Annotated in this window: 16 protein-coding genes; 10 read left to right on the top strand and 6 right to left on the bottom strand. The window is 64.2% G+C overall.

What is annotated here, in order from left to right; translation table 11 throughout:
- Positions 1 to 2 precede the first annotated feature (2 nt).
- The 5 genes from PGN27_RS17335 to PGN27_RS17315 all read right to left on the bottom strand — a co-directional run bounded on the left by PGN27_RS17335 (position 3) and on the right by PGN27_RS17315 (position 5,523).
- Positions 3 to 1,514 carry a sugar ABC transporter ATP-binding protein gene (locus tag PGN27_RS17335; RefSeq protein WP_335327228.1) on the bottom strand — a complete coding sequence of 504 codons (1,512 nt, stop codon included), beginning with the start codon at positions 1,512 to 1,514 and terminating at the stop codon, positions 3 to 5.
- Entirely contained in the window at positions 1,511 to 2,629 is a 1,119-nt protein-coding gene (locus tag PGN27_RS17330) for a sugar ABC transporter substrate-binding protein (protein WP_335327227.1), read from the bottom strand. Before PGN27_RS17330 ends, PGN27_RS17335 begins: the two co-directional genes overlap by 4 nt.
- The gene (locus PGN27_RS17325) at positions 2,626 to 3,153 is read right to left on the bottom strand and encodes a nuclear transport factor 2 family protein (RefSeq protein WP_335327226.1); all 528 of its coding nucleotides are present in this window, start codon (positions 3,151 to 3,153) and stop codon (positions 2,626 to 2,628) included. Before PGN27_RS17325 ends, PGN27_RS17330 begins: the two co-directional genes overlap by 4 nt.
- Positions 3,154 to 3,217: 64 nt before the next feature.
- Positions 3,218 to 4,588 carry an MFS transporter gene (locus PGN27_RS17320; RefSeq protein WP_335327225.1) on the bottom strand — a complete coding sequence of 457 codons (1,371 nt, stop codon included), beginning with the start codon at positions 4,586 to 4,588 and terminating at the stop codon, positions 3,218 to 3,220.
- Entirely contained in the window at positions 4,585 to 5,523 is a 939-nt protein-coding gene (locus PGN27_RS17315; RefSeq protein ID WP_335327224.1) for an acetoacetate decarboxylase family protein, read from the bottom strand. Before PGN27_RS17315 ends, PGN27_RS17320 begins: the two co-directional genes overlap by 4 nt.
- A gap of 210 nt (positions 5,524 to 5,733) precedes the next feature.
- Here PGN27_RS17315 and PGN27_RS17310 point away from each other — a divergent pair, with 210 nt between their 5' ends.
- The 10 genes from PGN27_RS17310 to PGN27_RS17265 all read left to right on the top strand — a co-directional run bounded on the left by PGN27_RS17310 (position 5,734) and on the right by PGN27_RS17265 (position 16,391).
- Positions 5,734 to 7,023, top strand: coding sequence for a M20 family metallopeptidase (locus tag PGN27_RS17310; protein WP_335327223.1), 1,290 nt, complete (start codon positions 5,734 to 5,736; stop codon positions 7,021 to 7,023).
- Entirely contained in the window at positions 7,020 to 7,880 is an 861-nt protein-coding gene (locus tag PGN27_RS17305; protein ID WP_335327222.1) for an IclR family transcriptional regulator, read from the top strand. Before PGN27_RS17310 ends, PGN27_RS17305 begins: the two co-directional genes overlap by 4 nt.
- 42 nt (positions 7,881 to 7,922) lie before the next feature.
- Positions 7,923 to 8,906 (top strand): thiamine pyrophosphate-dependent dehydrogenase E1 component subunit alpha, encoded by a 984-nt coding sequence (locus PGN27_RS17300; RefSeq protein WP_335327221.1) that lies wholly within the window; start codon positions 7,923 to 7,925, stop codon positions 8,904 to 8,906.
- The gene (locus tag PGN27_RS17295; protein ID WP_335327220.1) at positions 8,899 to 9,912 is read left to right on the top strand and encodes an alpha-ketoacid dehydrogenase subunit beta; all 1,014 of its coding nucleotides are present in this window, start codon (positions 8,899 to 8,901) and stop codon (positions 9,910 to 9,912) included. The genes PGN27_RS17300 and PGN27_RS17295 overlap by 8 nt, the downstream gene beginning before the upstream one ends.
- Entirely contained in the window at positions 9,909 to 10,766 is an 858-nt protein-coding gene (locus tag PGN27_RS17290; protein ID WP_335327219.1) for a hypothetical protein, read from the top strand. The genes PGN27_RS17295 and PGN27_RS17290 overlap by 4 nt, the downstream gene beginning before the upstream one ends.
- A 24-nt stretch (positions 10,767 to 10,790) precedes the next feature.
- Positions 10,791 to 12,110 (top strand): aspartate aminotransferase family protein, encoded by a 1,320-nt coding sequence (locus PGN27_RS17285; RefSeq protein WP_335327218.1) that lies wholly within the window; start codon positions 10,791 to 10,793, stop codon positions 12,108 to 12,110.
- 59 nt (positions 12,111 to 12,169) lie between these two features.
- Positions 12,170 to 13,207 carry a quinone oxidoreductase family protein gene (locus PGN27_RS17280; RefSeq protein WP_335327217.1) on the top strand — a complete coding sequence of 346 codons (1,038 nt, stop codon included), beginning with the start codon at positions 12,170 to 12,172 and terminating at the stop codon, positions 13,205 to 13,207.
- Positions 13,204 to 13,608: a RidA family protein gene (locus PGN27_RS17275; RefSeq protein ID WP_030134104.1), complete on the top strand. Its 405-nt coding sequence runs from the start codon at positions 13,204 to 13,206 to the stop codon at positions 13,606 to 13,608. Before PGN27_RS17280 ends, PGN27_RS17275 begins: the two co-directional genes overlap by 4 nt.
- Positions 13,605 to 14,726, top strand: coding sequence for an aminotransferase class V-fold PLP-dependent enzyme (locus tag PGN27_RS17270; protein ID WP_335327216.1), 1,122 nt, complete (start codon positions 13,605 to 13,607; stop codon positions 14,724 to 14,726). Before PGN27_RS17275 ends, PGN27_RS17270 begins: the two co-directional genes overlap by 4 nt.
- A gap of 72 nt (positions 14,727 to 14,798) precedes the next feature.
- A complete protein-coding gene (locus PGN27_RS17265) occupies positions 14,799 to 16,391 on the top strand; it encodes an HNH endonuclease signature motif containing protein (RefSeq protein WP_335327215.1) in 1,593 nt (530 codons plus the stop codon).
- Here the strand turns inward: PGN27_RS17265 and PGN27_RS17260 are convergent.
- Positions 16,388 to 17,002 (bottom strand): hypothetical protein, encoded by a 615-nt coding sequence (locus PGN27_RS17260; protein ID WP_335327214.1) that lies wholly within the window; start codon positions 17,000 to 17,002, stop codon positions 16,388 to 16,390. The two genes, PGN27_RS17265 and PGN27_RS17260, sit on opposite strands and share 4 nt — an antisense overlap.
- Positions 17,003 to 17,020 lie beyond the last annotated feature (18 nt).

Genomic DNA, 17,020 nt, shown 5'->3' with positions numbered 1-17,020 from the left:
TTTCAGGCGGTACCGGCAAGGTGCAGGATGGTTTCTTCGTCGACCCGTTCTCCGACGATCTGGGACTTCACCAGGCCTTGGCGCAGGATCAGGATTCGGTCACTGAGCTCGGCGAGTTCCACGAAATCCGACGACACGACGATCACACTCATGCCGGTGTCGGACAACGCACGAATCGCATCGTGAATCTGGTGTCGAGCGTGCACATCGACGCCTTGAGTGGGTTCGTCGAGCAGCAGCACCTTCGGTGTGGTGCGAGACCAGCGAGCGATGATCGCCTTCTGTTGATTGCCACCGCTGAACAAGGAGAAGCGCTTGTCCGGGTCTGCGGGCCGCACGTCATAGTCGGCCAACAAGCGCACTGCAGCCTCGCGTTCGGCGCGCCGATCGATACGAAAAGGTGAGGCCACTGTCGGCAACGATGCCATCATCAGGTTGTCCGCCATCGACATCCCGTTGAATGCCGCGTGCGCACGACGATCCTCGGGAACCAACGCGATACCCCGCGCGACGGCGGCCCGCGGTCGCCCGGCCACGACCGCGGCACCCTCCAACTCGACGGTGCCGGTGCTGCGTTCCTGAACCCCGGCGATCAGCCGCAATGTAGTGCTGCGGCCCGAACCGAGCAGCCCCGCCAAGCCCAGGATCTCGCCCCGGTGGAGTTGTATGTCGATACCGCCGACACGGCCACCGGACAATCCGACACAGTCGAGCACCACCTCGGTCGATCGGGGGCCACGGACCACCGGACGCAGTTCCTGTTCGGCGCCGGCCATCATCGTGGCCAGTTGGCGGTCGTCGATCGAGTGAGATTCGACGGTGCCGACCTTGCACCCGTCACGCAGTACCGTGACGTATTGGGCAAGACGGACCAGTGTCGTCAGATCGTGGGTGATGTACACGACGGCAACACCCTTCGCCGCGATCGAGGTCACGATCTCTTGAACACGAGTGGCTTCCTTCTCCGGCAGCGACGCCGTCGGCTCGTCGAGCACGAGCAATCGCAGGTCGATTCCGTCCCAAAGGTCCTGGACTGCGCGAGCGACGGCAACCATGGTCCGTTCAGTCGGCGAGAGGTCGCGCATGATCGTCCGCGGGTCGATATGCGTGACGCCGAGTTCTTCCAGCGCCCGACGAGCCGCAGAGCGTTCGGCACCGTCACGGACTCGCAGCCGCGAACTGTGTCGGAAGCGAGCACCCGCCGCGATGTTGTCTGCCACCGACCGATCGGAGAACAATCCCGGGTCTTGGTGGATGAATCGGAAACCCAACTGGTGCGCCAGCTTCGGAGTCAGTGCCGGAAACCGCCGGCCGGCCACCTCGATCGTGCCGGCATCGGGGGCGTGCACCCCGGCAAGGACTTTGACCAGCGTGGACTTACCGGATCCGTTCATACCCGCCAACGCATGCACCGTACCCGGCGCGAAGTCGACGCCGATGTGCTCGAGCGCCACCTGCGCGGCGAAGGTCTTCGTGATGCCCCGCAGGCTTACCACCGCATCCGACGAGCTCACGATTCGGCGCCCCACATCGTCCGATACCCGTCACGGAAATCCATATCCCCGGTCCACAGCCCCGAAATCCCCTGTGCCACTTCGTGGTCTATCAGCTTGACCGAAATCGCACCGGCCGCCTCCTGCGGGTCGCCACCGGCGAAAACTCGGTTCAGTGCATCGACACTCGACCACCCCAACCAGTCCAGCGCGAAAGCGGTTGTGGCGGTCTGGCCACCGCTGTCGCGGATCAATTTGATGGCCGCTGAGGTACCGTCGGACCCCAGCACGATCTTGTCCTGCGCATTCACCGATCGCAGACCTTGGAGAAGAGTCGGCACCGCGTAGTCGTAGTCGATGTAGATGGTGTTGAAATCCGGATGCCGCTGGGCCATCTGCTGCACCAGTCGAGGTACGGAGTTGGCCAGATCCGAGAACGTGAACGTCTGGTCTTCCAGAATCTGGCAGGTCGAACACGTTTGTAGCTGCTCCACGAAGCCGGCATGGCGGTTGTCCAACACGTCGAATCCCGTGTCGTGCAGAACCAATGCCTTCACCTGTCCTCGGGTCTCGGAAATGGCGTAGTCCGCGAGCAGCGAACCGCTCTGCCGCCAGGCCTCAGGCGTGGGATTGTCCGAGAACGCCACCATGTTCGACGCGGTGGCCGAGGACGCCACCACGGGGATACCCTGACTTCGGGCTTCGGCGAGTGCACCCTGAACGCTGCTCGGGTTGATGGCAAAGGTGATGATGCCATCGGGCTTGAGTGCGATTGCCTGGCGTATTGCGGCGTTCTGGGTGCTGGCGGTGTCCTTTCCATCGATGATCTGGGTTCGCCAGCCGATTTCCCGAGCTGCCTCCGCCGCACCCTTCACCGGTTGCGCACATCCCTCGGATGCCTGCGAACACGGAATGAGGATCACGAACTTGCCGGATTGCACAGGCGGACTGCTGACTGGGACGCCCCCGGCGACGGGGGCCTTTGCCGCGTCCACCCGGGCCCGAGCCTCCGCGGCCAAAGCCGCCGCGGCCTGCTCATTTCCCGCCTGAGTGGGCGGCGGTGACTGACACCCACCCACCAGCAGTGCGCACAAGATGCCCGCGGTGACAGTACTCAACATGTGCGTGACGTTCATCCGATCTCCTCAGTTCTTGCAGCGGTCCCGGCAAGTGCGTGTCTTTCCTGCGCCCAGTCGGCGGAATGGGGGCTCATCAACCCGAATCTGATGTGCAGGTGTTCATATCGCCATCCGGCGTCGGTCTTGACGAAGGTGTTGTCATAGCGTCCCGCCAGCCAGGCGGCGGTGGGTGCCGCGCCTGTCGCGTCGACACAGGGCATCAGCAGGTACCACGCGCCTCGTGCGCTCAACCCGTCAGGTGAGACATCGATGTGCAAGAGGGCGTTGACGTGTAAGGCCCATGGGTAGCCGGCGGAAGCGGTGCTGAAGTGGTCGCGGATCTGATCGCGGCCCCGAAACACCCGGCCTCCGGGGTCTGATTGCCAGAGTCCTTGTTCGACGAAGAGGTCGGCGATCTCGTCGGCAGGGTAGCCCGAGTCGCACAGGTGCGCGTACCGCGCGTGTAGTCGTGCGATCTCACGTTCCGCCAACAGCTCTCGGAGTGCCGCTGTGCATTTCTCGGAGTCCAATGCGTCGTCCATTTCTTCGGTGGGTATGAATGTCACTCGGTGCCGAACTTCGGGATCGAAAGTGGCTGCGGCGGCACTAGACCGGTGTTTTCGGTTGAGGGGCGCTAGCGGATTCGATCCGTCCTGTCCGCAGCGATACGCCGAGCGTCTCCGGGACCAGCACAGCTGCGACGAGGCTCACCAATGCCCCGCCGGTCAGATAGATGGCGGGTGCATACGTGGTGTCGGTGGCCGCGATGAGTGCGGTGGCGATCAACGGGCCAGCGCCACCGAAGAGCACGACGCCGAGGTTGTATCCCAGGGCCAGACCGCTGTATCTGCGCGATGTGGGGAACAGCTCGGAGAACAGCGCCGGCTGCGGAGCCAGCATCATCGCATCTCCGATGAGTATCAGGATCATGCCGGCGATCACCGCCACGAAGGAGCGCTGGTGGATCAGTAGGAAACCGAGCGGAGCGGTGACGGCGACCAGCACCGCACCCCACAGAACGAAAGGTTTGCGACCGACGCGATCGCAGAGCCGAGCAAACAGCACGACGAGTACGGCGAGGGCCAGCATCGCGACGAGACAGGCTCCGCTTGCCGCGGTCGCGTCCATTCCGATCTCACCGGACAGAAAAGTGGGACCGAATACCAGCAACACATAGGTACACATCGTGGGCGAGCACACCAGGCCGCACACCAGCAGGATCGAACGCCAATTCTCGGTAACAGCCCGGCGCAGAGGGGATCTCTCGCGTCGCGCACCGTGGCTCATCGCTTCGAACTCGGCGGATTCTTCGAGCCGCAGCCGCATGTAGAGACCGATCAGTCCCAGTGGTAGCGCTGCAAGGAATGGGATTCGCCAGCCCCACGATTGGAGCTGTTCGCCATCGAGCACTGCGGACAGGATCAGGGATGTGAGTGCGGCGGTGAACATGCCCAAGGTGATGGTGATCGTCTGCCAGCTACCGTAGAACGCTCGCCGGTGCGCCGGTGCGGACTCCACGACATAGGCGGCGGCGCCCATCCACTCACCGCCGGCCGAGAGACCCTGCAGGCACCGCAGCAGCAGGATCAACACCGGTGCCGTGATGCCGATGCTGGCGTAGGGAGGTACCACAGCCATGAGAGCCGTCGCCAGCGAGATTGTCAGGATGATCGCCGAGAGCGTGACCTTGCGGCCGTACCTGTCGCCGATGTATCCGAAGAGGATTCCCCCCAGCGGGCGAACGACAAAGCTGATACCGAAGACCAGGAAGGTCAGCATCATGGCGACCGCGGGATCCTCGTCGACGAAGAACAGCACCGAGAAGATGCCAGCGAAGTAGCCGTAGAGGACGAACTCGTACCATTCCAGGAAATTGCCGATGCAGGCCGCGATGATCGCCTTGCGCCGTCCGGGCGTGAGGCCTGGCTGCACAGCGTCCACCGCGTGGGTGCCGGTATCGGATCTGCGCCTGCTCACCATCGCGGTGAACCCATGACAGGGATGTCGGACGGGGCCAGTTCAGCCACATAGGTGCCATAGTCGATATCGAGCTGCGCCACCCCCCACACGGCGATCGGTGCAGCACATTGTGTGAGTAGATACAAAGGGTCACTGGATGATTCGAGCCACTCGACGGTGGCACCTCCGGTGCGGAGCGGACCAGCTGCCTCGAGCCGGAAGGGAATCTGGACCAGCCGGCTGATGTCGTAGTGCGGTCCTTCGGCGCTGGGTATCAACTTTGCGGTGTACTGCGTGTCGAACCACGCGGGGACGATGCGATCGGCACCGGTTCGTCCGGCACTCGCCGATCCGCGGAGTAGCTGTTGCCCGTGCGCATCGACAAACGCGAACTCGGCTCCGGTCGGCGTGTCCACGAGGGTGACGCTGCGGACCTGCTTCTTGGGAAGGCCGAACATCTCACGCCCGAGAATCCCGTGGTTGATTCCTTCCACGAACGTCTCGACGGCGTAGGCACCCTCGACCACTCCGCGGCGACAGCGCAGATTGATCCCACCCTGCATGTAGTCGGGGCGACATTCCACGGCACCACCAGCCCCGGTGAAACGCGCACCGCGGAACTCGGCGATCCAGATGATGACCTCGGGCGCGGCTCCGGCGACTAACGGACGCGGGAGCACCGCGTCGACGACCGCCGCGCTCGTGCGGTACACGACCGAGATCCAGCGGACCGAAACAGTTTCCACGCCGGGGACGAAAAGCGGCGCGAAGGCCGGCATCGCACTCGCGGTCATGGAATCAGCGTTTGAGCGGTGTGGCGACGGGATGGACGACACAGGGTCCTTCTTCCTCGGTGTTCGACACAGGTCAAGTTCAGACGCCGACGGTTTCACCCTTGTGCAGGGGATCCGTGCGTCGGCCGTTTCAAGATGAATCAACATCGCGGCGAACACCAGCAGATGGAAGTCGATGTCAACTATCTGAAAAATTTGTTATGACCTGGTTCACACCGAGGTATCGATACCGGAAACGCCCAGTTCAACCGGTTGCGTGTAGCAATCTTTCAAATAGTCGAAACTTCTGCTCATATGCTGGATCAATCTGGCGTGCGCTCCCCAAGATGCAAGGGATGTCGCGCGGTGCGACCACGGAGAAGATCGGCAATGACGGATTTCGTGAAATCTACTAACGAGCAAGCAATCTCGGATTCGATCCGCGAATCGACGGACGCCATGCTCGACTTCCTGTCGAGAACAGTGCAAAAGCCGAGTGTGACCGGCCACGAAGACACCGTTGCCGAGCTCTACGCGGCATTCTTCGCATCCCGCGGGTGGTCGGTCGAGGAGCACCCGCTCGCCGAGTCCCGGGTCGTCCGCGGCGAACGCGGTAGCAGCGAGGCCAGGACGCAGGAACGCGCCAACGTCGTGGGCTACTACCAACGATGCCGCGCGGACATACCCACCGTTGTCATCAACGGGCACATCGACGTGGTGCCCGTCCTCGACGGCGATCAATGGTCACGTGACCCGTTCTCCGGAGCACGCGTGGAAGGCTGCGTGCACGGTCGCGGGTCGGTGGACACCAAGGGCGGGATCGCCGCAGCGCTCTGGGCGTTGGATGCACTGGATCGGGCTGGCGTGCAGTTGCCGTTCAATGTGGCCGTCGAGCTCGTGGTGGGTGAAGAGACCACGGGCGTGGGAACATCCGCGGCGTTGGAGCGTATGCCCGCCCGACTCGGCACCATCGTCTTGGAGCCCACGGCAGGCGCTGTGGTCACCGTGGCCTCCGGACTGCTGTTCTTCACGGTGGAAGTGACCGGCCGGGCCGCACACACCTCCGTTCCCTGGCATGGCATCGACGTGGGACCCAAGCTGATCGACATCTACCGTGCACTGCAGGATCTGGGTGCAGAGCGAGCCGCTCGGCTCACCGATCCGCGCATGCCGTTCCCGAGCGCTGTCCCACTCGCCATCGGCACTGTGGACATCGGTGGGTGGCGGGCCGCCGTGCCCGCCAGGGGCAGCCTGTCGGGCCGCATCGGAGTGATGCCCGGTGAAGATGTCAGCGATGTCCGAGCCGCACTCACCGACTGTGTCCAGGGCGTGGTGGCCCGTGACGAATGGCTACGAAACAACCCACCGGTTATCAGATGGGACAACGAGGGCTTGCGGAGTTGGGAGACTCCCGAGTCCGACCCTGTGGTCCGCGCGTTGGACGAGGGTCGACGGCGCACCGGACTCGCTCCCAAGATAGAAGGCATGACGGCTGGTTGTGATGCCGGGATCCTCACGGCTGCAGGAGTTTCCACTGCCGTGTTCGGCCCAGGAGAGATGCGCTACGCCCACAGCCCCGACGAGAGGATCGCAGAGCGCGACGTCGTCGACGCCGCGCTCATCCTCGCCAACGCATTGGCGGCGTGGGCCGAACATCATCTGCGCGGGACGATCTCATGACCGTCGGCAAGCCCGGTGGCACCGAAGACCCATCCGCCGAACCGGTCTCAGGCGAAGCGACGGTCCTCCAGACCCTTGCCCGGGGACTCGGAGTACTCGAAGCGGTGGCAGAAGGTAACGGCACCGCGACACCGAAAACACTGGCACGTCGGCTGGGCATTAAACAGAGCACCTGTTACCACCTGTTGCGGACGCTGCGCGCGGATGGCTACGTGGTGAGGCTGCCCGGCGGGAACTTCGATATCGGTCCACGCGGGTCGACACTGGGCAAGCACCTCTCGGCGCGCACCGGGCCGGCACCCGAAATCTCGGCAATACTCACCCGACTGCACAACAAGACGCGGGAAACCTCGTATGTCTGCGGCTGGTATCACGGCACGATCCTGATGCAACAGGTCCTTCACGGCCTGCATTCCCTCACCGTCAAGAACCTCGATGTCGGCTACGTCGGCAACATGCATGCCCGCGCATCCTGTCTGGCCGTGCTGGCGCACCTTCCGGCGAGCCAGGTCGCCACGATGTTCGACGGAACGCCGCTGACGAAGCTGACCGCCAACACGATCTCGGATTTCAACGAGCTGACTAACGAACTCGAAACCATCAGGCGCCGCGGCTACGCACTGGATATCGAGGCATTCGCCGAGGACGTCTGCTGTGTGTCCGCCCCGTTCTTCGACCCGTCGGGTACACCTGCCGGTTCGTTCAGCGTCTCGGTACCGGTGTCCCGCTTCCAACAGACCCGTACGGCCCTGTCCACCGAAGTGCGTGAGGCAGGCGCCTTGGCAACCAATCTGCTGAAGACCGGCCGGCTGGTGATAACCGCAGCACCGAATTCACCCGAGTCCCGCTCATCGTAGCCATTGCTCGAACCCGCTGTTACAACCATATTCCGAGGAAACATGACCACACACCCACCCCCGCATGAATCGGTCGACTCCGGCACCCTACTCACATACCTGAGCTCCATGGTCCGCATCCGAGAGTTCGAGACAGAAGTCGCCCGGCTACGAGGCGACGGGACGATTGTCGGGTCGGTGCACCTGTGCAGTGGCCAGGAAGCGATCTACACCGGCGCCACCGCCGCGCTCGACCCGCAACGAGACCTGGTTTTCCCCACGTACCGCGGGCACGGGTGGGCGCTGGCCTGCGGCGCTTCGTTGGACGGGATGTTCGCCGAACTCATGGGCCGCGAGTCGGGCGTCAACGGTGGCCGAGGGGGATCGGCGTACCTCTCGGTTCCCGAAGTAGGGATGATGGGTGAGAACTCCATCGTGGGAGCCGGTGCGCCCATCGCCGCCGGTGCCGCTCTGGCCGCCCGCTTCGACGGCTCCGGTCGAGTATGCGTCGCCGCTTTCGGCGATGGTGCGGTCAATCAGGGCTCGGTCCATGAAGCCTTCAACTTCGCGGCTGTGATGGCCACTCCGGTGATCTTTGTCGTGGAGAACAACCATTGGTCCGAACTGACCCCGATCACCGCGACCACCACCTCGGACCGACTCTTCAAACGCGCGGCCGCCTACGGCATGCCGGGTGTGCGAGTCGATGGCAACGATCCCGCGGCGGTCCGCCACGTGATGACACACGCGGTGCGACACGCACGCGAAGGTCGAGGTCCGACCCTTGTCGAAGCCATGACCGACCGCATCGTCGGCCACTACATCGGCGATGCGCAGCAATACCGCGCCGACGGTGAGCTCGATCGGATCACATCGGCCGAACCGATCACCCGTCTGATCACGAAGCTGACCGAAAAGGGAGTCGACCAGGCCCGCATCGACTCGACCGTGGCTCGTGCCACGGCCGACGTCCTGGCCGCGAGCAAACGGGCGCAGGCAATGCCGCATGCCGACCCTGCGACCGCATTGGAGCATCTCTATGCCTGACCCAACCAGCAAGCACAAAGACCTCACCTACGCCGAAAGCGTCAACCGTGCCCTGCGTCGAGCACTGGCCGAAGATCCCAGCACACTTCTGTTCGGTGAGGACGTCGCCCTGCCCGGCGGGGTGTTCGGGGTGACCAAGGGACTCCAGAAATTGTTCGGGGACAGGGTGTTCGACACCCCCATCTCCGAATCGGCGATCCTGGGTGGTGCGGTCGGTGCCGCCCTGGTGGGCAGACGACCCATCGTCGAAATCATGTGGGCGGATTTCGCGCTGGTGGCCTTCGACCAGATCGTCAACCAAGCCGCAAATGTGCGTTACCTAAACCGCGGTCGGTTGGCCGCACCGCTCACGATCCGCACGCAACAGGGAAGCGGCCCCGGGGCGTGCGCCCAACATTCACAGAGCTTGGAGGCGCTCTTCGCGCACATTCCCGGCATCGAGGTGTGTATGCCTACGACTCATCAGGATGCGTACGACCTGCTCCTGACAAGCATCCATCGCGACGACCCCACTGTCGTGATCGAGAACCGCAACCTCTATCACGGAGCGAAACAGCCCGTTGCACTCGACGGGCCGATACTCGGACCGGACGGTGCCGCCACCCGCCGACAGGGCACCGACGTGACCATCGCGACGTGGGGTGCGATCCAGCACAAGGTCCTCGACGCAGCGCACATCCTGGAAGCCGAACACGGCATCTCGGCGGAAGTGCTCGACATGCGTTGGCTGCGGCCGCTGGATGTGGACGCGGTTGCCGCCAGTGTCGAACGGACCGGGGCTCTGGTCGTCGTTCATGAAGCACACCAATTCGCCGGTCTCGGAGCCGAACTCGTCACCGCCATGGCAGAGCGGGGTGTGCTGGGGACCCGGTCACCAATCAGAATCGCCACGCCGGACACCCGGATTCCAGCGGCCCCCGAACTGCTGAAGGCCGTTGTTCCCGGCGTCGATACCATCGTCGATCGGGTGCGTGCGATGTTCGGATCACCGGTCTGCACTCGATGACAGCATCCATCGACAACCACGAGCTGTGTGCCCCTGCACACCTTCACCAACACACCGCTTCCGTCAGCAAGTGGTTCTCAGCCGACGGTGAGCACGTGCACCGCTTCGACGTCATCGCCGAAATGTCCGACTCCCAGGGCACAGAGACCGATTTGGTCGCCACGACGGACGGATACCTCACCCGAGTAAGGCCGGAGTCCGTTCACACCAGGCCCGGGCTCGTCGGCTGGATCACGCCGCGTCCCATGTCCGCCTGTCGGCAGCAGACCGACGACGACCAGAGGGACATGACCCTCATCGGCAGCGATGTCGGCTATCTCGTGATGAGGGCAGTCCTCCGCCGCGAGTCAGAGTGGATGGTGGTCAGTCGAGAGCACACCCGAGTCGGAGCGCTCGTCTCCGCGGCCGCTGAGGCCACCGGTGGAATGTCCGGTCTCGGGTGTGCGGATCGGGTGGACGTGGTGGTGTACGGCATTTCGACCGGACGGCCCGGTGTGGTGATCGAGGATGCACGCCGGCTTTCCGCATCAGGCATCGCCCGGATTCTCGACGGCGCAACGGACCCGTCGAACAGCCCGGAGATTACTGCCCACCCACTTCGGCTCGAGGTGCACCTCTGCGCTAGCCGAGCAATGCTCTACACGCCTCCGCACCCCGATGCGGTGGCCCGCCTGACCGTCGGCCCACCCACCGATGAGGTTGTCGCCGAACGAGACTGCTTCGGCAACCCGACCGTCGCAGTGCGTGCCTGCGCAACGCTCGTGGTCGCATACCGACCATCGTCAACCACCGCCGAGAAGGTCACCACGTTCGGCGCCGAAGTCGCCGCGTATCTCAGTGGCCGCCCGCACTGAACTCCAACCGCAAGGATCACCCATATGACCGTCGACAACACCGAAGCCTCCCTGCACCAGCGGCATCGCTCCGTCATGCCGGGTTGGCTGACCACCTACTATGACGACCCACTGGAATTGGTGGAGGGTTCAGGCCGACACGTCACCGGTGGTGACGGTCGGACATACCTCGATTTCTTCGGGGGGCTGCTGGCCACAATGGTCGGCCACGATATCCCGGAGATCACCGAGGCCATCCGGCGTCAGGCCGGACGGCTACTCCATTCGAGCACGCTGTATTTGATCCGCAGCCAGATCGAACTCGCCGAGAAGATCGCCCGCCGCGCCCCGGTCGACAACCCCAGAGTGTTCTTCGTCAACTCCGGCTCCGAAGCTGTGGAAACCGCCTTCCTGCTCACCACGACGGCACGCCGCTCCAATCAGGTCATCGCCTTGCGGGGCAGCTATCACGGTCGCTCCTTCGGAACCGTCGCCGCCACCGGCATCCGAGGCTGGTCGGCCACCGCCCTCAGCCCACTCCAGGTCACCTACAGCCACTCCGGCTACAAATACCGAAGTCCGTTCGCCCATCTCGACGATGCAGCGTTCACCGCCGCCTGTCGTGACGAGCTACAAACCATGATCGACACATCGACCTCCGGTGACATCGCCTGCTACATCGCCGAACCCATCCAGGGCGCCGGTGGATTCGCTACGCCGCCAGACGATTTCTTCACCGCGATGAAGTCGGTGCTCGACCGCTACGACATCCCCTTCGTCTCCGACGAAGTACAGTCAGGCTGGGGCCGCACCGGGCGGTCCTACTTCGGTATCGAGCACTACGGGATACGTCCGCAGGCAATCACCTTCGCGAAAGGGCTGGCCAACGGCATCAGCATCGGCGGAGTGGTGGCCGAGGCCGACCTGATGAACTGTCTCACAGCGAATTCCATTTCCACCGCGGGCGGCAACCCCATCGCGATGTCGGCTGCCAATGCCGTACTGGACTACATCGAGTCGCACGACCTCCAGGACAATGCCGACCGGGTCGGAGCGATCCTGCGTGCCGGGCTCGAGGAGATCGCTTCGACGTGCCCACTCATCGGGGAGGTTCGCGGATCAGGTTTGATGATCGGCGTCGAGCTCGTCGAACCGAACACCCGCACACCCGCGGTCGGGCACACCAATGCCGTACTCGCCGAGGCGAGGGCAGCCGGGCTGCTGATCGGCAAGGGTGGGCTTGCCGGCAATGTCCTGCGAGTGACACCACCGATGACGGTGACCGAATCCGAGGCACAGACCGCTCTGGAGATCCTGCGAGACGTGTTGTCCAAGGTCTACGCCACCGCAGCGGTCGGCCATTGACACCTACTTGCGCGCAGGTCGACCCCACTGATCACCAAGATATTTCGACGGAGAACTAGATGTCAGAAAATCTCACCATGCAGGCATTGGTGCACGCAGGCTGTGCAGGACCCGATGGACTGCGGTTGGCACAGGTGCCTCGTCCCGAAGCCCGGGACAACGACGTTCTTGTCAGGATCGCCGCGGCCGGCCTCAATCGACACGAGCTCTTCGTCATCGACGCACACACCGACAACGAGCCGAAGATCGTCGGCGCCGACGCCGTCGGAACGATCGTCGCCACCGGTGACACCGCGGAACAACGGATCGGCGATATCGTGCTGATCAATCCGTGTATCGGATGGACGCGTACCAAAGATGTGCCTGAAGTGCCGACCATCATCGGAGGACCGATCCCGGGCACGTTCGCCGAGTTCATCACGGTCCCCAGCGTCAACGTTCACCCCGTTCCGCCGCACCTCTCCGAAATCGAAGCGGCTGCACTGGGGCTGGCTGGATTGACCGCCTACCGAGCACTTTTCACCAAGGGCCGACTCGAGGCAGGCCAGCATGTCGTGATCACCGGCGCGACTGGCGGAGCAGGCACCCTGGCCGTCTCGATGGCCGCGGCCGCTGGGGCGCATGTCACCGTGGTGACGCGGCATTCGAGCAAAGTTGCACAGGCCATCGCGCTGGGAGCATCACACGTCGTCGTCGGAATCGACGGCTTCGATGAAAAGCTCCACACTCCAGCAGAATTGGTCATCGACAGCGTAGGCGCATCGGCCTTCCCCGCCGCCTTGAAGGCACTGCGCCCCGGAGGTCGCGTCATCTCCTTCGGAGCGACGACCGCACCCGACATCAGTCTTTCGCTGCGGGAATTGTTCTTTCGACAGGTAACACTGGAAGGCACATCCATGGGAAGTGCGCCCGAGTTCGACCAGATGCTCCGCTTCGTCACCGAGAACCAGATCAGACCGACCGTGCACGCCGTGCGCCCTCTCTCCGAGGCCGCGGACGCACTGCGCGAGATGGCGTCGGGAGTCGCGTTCGGCAAGACCGTCTTCACGCTTGGCGGCATCACAACGTGGGAATCACCTGTGGCGGAGGCCCGATGACCACCGTCAATCCCGCCGCAATCGCACCCCCGATGGGCGCCTTCAGCCACGTCGCCATCCTGCCCCACACATCCACTGCCGCGTACATTTCCGGACAGATCGGCGCGGACGTGACGGGTGAGCTCGTGAGCGAAAACTGTTACGAGCAAACGCTACAAGCGTTCGCGAACATCGAAGCGATTGTTTCACACCTCGACGTGGATCCCAGTGCCATCGTCAAACTCCTCACACTCGTGGTCGGTACCGACGGATTCACCGAGTTCGCCCGAGCGCGTGACGAGGTCTTCCGACGGTGGTATCCGACTGGCCGGTACCCCGCGCATTCCGCGGCGACCGTCTCGGAGTTGGCGGCCCCTGGCCTCAAGGTCGAGATCGAAGCGGTCGTCGCGCTGCCACGATGACACCTGAAGAGTTTCGGGCCCAGTTTCCGTCCCTGACAGACTGGATATGGCTGGATACCCCAGGGGCTCCACCGGGAGCCCGCCGCGTCGTGGACAGCCTCACAAGCAGTTTGGACGATTGGCTTTCGGGATCATTCGAGTGGACCGAATGGGACTCAGCGGCCGACCACGCGCGCGGCGAGTTTGCCCGTTACACCGGAATTGCCCCGAGCCATGTCGCCTCCCAGGGGTCACTCGCCGAGGCAGCGGCGACCGCCGTCCGTTGCACACCACCCGGAAAGTCCATCCTGGTCTCGGGCGACGAGTTCCGAAGTGTGTTGTTCCCGGCCCTTGCTTACGCCGCGTCCACCGGCACGTCAGTGAGAGTGGTGAAACGCAAACCAGGACATAGCCGCAGCACCGAACTCCTAGACGCGATCGACAAGACCACCGGGCTCGTCCTCGTGAGCGAAGTATTGACCAACGACGGCGAACTCGTCGACCTCGATGCCATCTGCGCTACCGCCCATCGGCGTGGCGCGCTGGTGTTCGCCAACCTCACCCAGACGCTGGGCGTACTGGTCTCAGATCTCTCGGGCCATCCCGCCGATATCATCGCCACACATGGCTACAAGTGGATGCTGTGTCCACGTGGCACGACATGGCTGGTCGCCGATCCCGATCTGAAACTCATGCGCGCCCATACGCCCAGCTGGAAGACCGCCTCTTCACCGCCGCATTACTTCGGAGGTCCGTATAGCGAGTCGGCAACGATGAGTCGGTGCAATGCCTCGCCTGCCTGGTTGTCCTGGATCGGCGCTCGCGCCGCCCTGGATCTTCTCGGCCGGTTGGATGAGAAGCGTTGCCGAGAGCATGTTCTGGATCTTGCGAACGCCTATTCGGAAGTCTTGGTCGAGGCGGGGTTCCGCATCCTCAACCTCGGGCGTCCGTCACATGTTGTGGTCGCTTCCCCACCACCACGTCATCGCGTCGATGCGGCCACCCTGCGGCGCAACCGCATCCGGGCCACCACCACCGAGGGCGGTGCGCTTCGGGTGGGATTCCACTACTTCAACGTGTTCTCCGACGTCGACGCCGCGACCGCCGCGGCAAGCTCCGCTGTCATACGGAGCGGATGAGTCCATATACCCTCTGAACTGGCCTTTTCCCGTTCCACTCGACTTGTCGGGGCCGCGAGTAGAATCGCTCATATGTTCGAACGGTCGGGGTTGTCGGAGCTGAGCGATGAGGCGCTCATCGCCGCGGTCACCGACGCCACCCGCGCCGAAGCTACGGCGGCGGCCCGCCGGCTGGCCTTGGTGGCTGAGGTGACCGCCCGGCACTGCGAGGACGAAGACGAGTCCTCGGCGTTGAAGCTGATCGACGGATGGGCGCTGGCCAAGGCCGAGATCAGCGCGGCGTGCACTCTCGGGCCGCGCGCAGCGAGCGCCCAGATGCGCATCGCGATGGCCCTGCGTGATCGACTGCCCCGCACCGCCGAGGCGTTCGCGAAAGGGTTGGTGTCGGCCAAGGTGATCGCGGCGATCACCTGGCGCACCCAACTCGTCACCGACGACGACGCATTGGCGTTGATCGACGCCGGGATCGCCGGCAGCGCCCACCAATACGGCACGCTGTCGGAGAACGCACTGATCGCCGCGGTCGACTTCTGGGTCCACAAATTCGACCCGATCGCGGTCATCCGATCCAAGACGGCGGCCAAAGACCGCTACATCGACTTCGGCGACAGCGATGACCCCGACGGGGTCGTCTCGTTCTGGGGACGCATGCGCGCCACCGACGCCACGATCAGCGACACCCGCCTCAACACCCTCGCCCACAGCGTCTGCGATGGTGATCCGCGCACCGTGGCCCAACGCCGCGCCGACGCCCTCGCCGCCGTCCTAGCCGGAGCCGACCGACTCACCTGCCTCTGCGGTGACCGCGACTGCGCGGGGTCGGGGAAAGACCCGCGCGCGGGTGCGGTGACCGTTTACGTGCTCACCGGACACGAACCCGACACCGGGCACGGTGCCAAGCCCGCCTCGGGGCCCACACCCGATGGCAGCGGTACCCAGGACCCGCGGACCGACAAGGACCAGCCACAGCCGATGGCCGAGCCCCCAGCCGAGGAGCCCGCCGCGCACGATGGCAGCGCCGAACCCAAGCCCACCGCACCGGCCGCCAGCACCCAGACCGCCCTGGGCACCGGGATCACCCTGGACGGGGCGATCATCCCCGCACACCTACTGGCCGAACTCATCGCCACCGGTGCAAAAGTCCGCCCCCTGAACAACACCACCGAGCTGGGCTCCGAACCCCGCTACCGCCCGTCGGCGAAACTGGCCGCCTACGTCCGCATGACCGCGATGACGTGCTGCTTCCCCGGTTGCGGGAAGCCCGCCCAACGCTGCGACCTCGACCACCTCACCCCGTGGCCGGCCGGAGCCACCCATCCGGGCAACCTGCGCCCGCTCTGCCGCGAACACCACCTACTCAAAACCCTGAAAACCGGCTGGACCCCCAAAGCACACCCCGACGGCACCACCGAATGGACCGCCCCGAACGGGCACACCTACGCGACGATGCCGCTCGCACCAGTCCTGTTCCCGCACAACACCATCGACACCCCGATACCGAGATCGCGACACATCACCCTGATCGGTGAGTGGGACCGCGACCCCGACATCCCACGACGCCAACGCACCAGACAACACGACCGCGAATACCGCATCAACGCCGAACGAACCCGCAACGCAGCAGAGCTCGCCCTCGAAAACGCCCGCGGACAACCAGACTTCTAGGTGCGAGCGGCCCGCCGCAGCAACAACACACTGACCACCAGCACCCATGCCGGGAAGGCGATCGTCAGCCACATGCTGAGGTCACTGGCGATCAGAAGTCCCACTGCGGCAACGTAGGTGGCGATCACCAACCAGTCCGGCATGAGCCCGGTCTTGCGCCAGATGGTAGCGAGCGACATCATGAACACCGCCGCCATCCGGAGTGCATAGGTCTTGGACACCGTCAGCAACACCATCTGACCGAAGGCCGCGATATTCGGATCGACAGCCGCGCCGCTGCGTTCCAGTCCGGCACCAAACCCTGCGGCCACGAACATCATCGCCAAGAACAACAGGCCGCTGCCGAGGAATACCGTCGAGAAGAACTTGTCCTCGTAACCGCCCAGTCCATCGCGGACCACTGCCATGAACCAGAGGAACGCTATCCCCGCGAACGGCATGATCTTCGCGGCGACGCCCAGATTCTTACTGCCCTCGACCAACCACTGCGCACCCGTTTCGGTGCCCTCGGGCAATGCCAGTCGGATCAGCACCAATGCCGTCCCGAATAACACCGCGAACACCACCCCGGCGACCGCGGCAACCCGGGGAGTGGTCAGCCTGTTCGTCACACGGATATGGTCACACGA

Origin of the sequence: Mycolicibacterium neoaurum, assembly GCF_036946495.1 — a bacterium.
GTDB lineage: Bacteria > Actinomycetota > Actinomycetes > Mycobacteriales > Mycobacteriaceae > Mycobacterium > Mycobacterium neoaurum_B.
This window is presented reverse-complemented; position numbering and strand designations above follow the sequence as displayed.

Excerpts from the sequence above, each read along its gene's own strand:
- PGN27_RS17330 (WP_335327227.1), bottom strand. The coding sequence starts at position 2,629 with ATGAACGTCACGCACATGTTGAGTACTGTCACCGCGGGCATCTTGTGC.
- PGN27_RS17325 (WP_335327226.1), bottom strand. The coding sequence starts at position 3,153 with ATGGACGACGCATTGGACTCCGAGAAATGCACAGCGGCACTCCGAGAG.
- PGN27_RS17310 (WP_335327223.1), top strand. The coding sequence starts at position 5,734 with ATGACGGATTTCGTGAAATCTACTAACGAGCAAGCAATCTCGGATTCG.
- PGN27_RS17305 (WP_335327222.1), top strand. The coding sequence starts at position 7,020 with ATGACCGTCGGCAAGCCCGGTGGCACCGAAGACCCATCCGCCGAACCG.
- PGN27_RS17300 (WP_335327221.1), top strand. The coding sequence starts at position 7,923 with ATGACCACACACCCACCCCCGCATGAATCGGTCGACTCCGGCACCCTA.
- PGN27_RS17295 (WP_335327220.1), top strand. The coding sequence starts at position 8,899 with ATGCCTGACCCAACCAGCAAGCACAAAGACCTCACCTACGCCGAAAGC.
- PGN27_RS17290 (WP_335327219.1), top strand. The coding sequence starts at position 9,909 with ATGACAGCATCCATCGACAACCACGAGCTGTGTGCCCCTGCACACCTT.
- PGN27_RS17285 (WP_335327218.1), top strand. The coding sequence starts at position 10,791 with ATGACCGTCGACAACACCGAAGCCTCCCTGCACCAGCGGCATCGCTCC.
- PGN27_RS17280 (WP_335327217.1), top strand. The coding sequence starts at position 12,170 with ATGTCAGAAAATCTCACCATGCAGGCATTGGTGCACGCAGGCTGTGCA.
- PGN27_RS17275 (WP_030134104.1), top strand. The coding sequence starts at position 13,204 with ATGACCACCGTCAATCCCGCCGCAATCGCACCCCCGATGGGCGCCTTC.
- PGN27_RS17270 (WP_335327216.1), top strand. The coding sequence starts at position 13,605 with ATGACACCTGAAGAGTTTCGGGCCCAGTTTCCGTCCCTGACAGACTGG.
- PGN27_RS17265 (WP_335327215.1), top strand. The coding sequence starts at position 14,799 with ATGTTCGAACGGTCGGGGTTGTCGGAGCTGAGCGATGAGGCGCTCATC.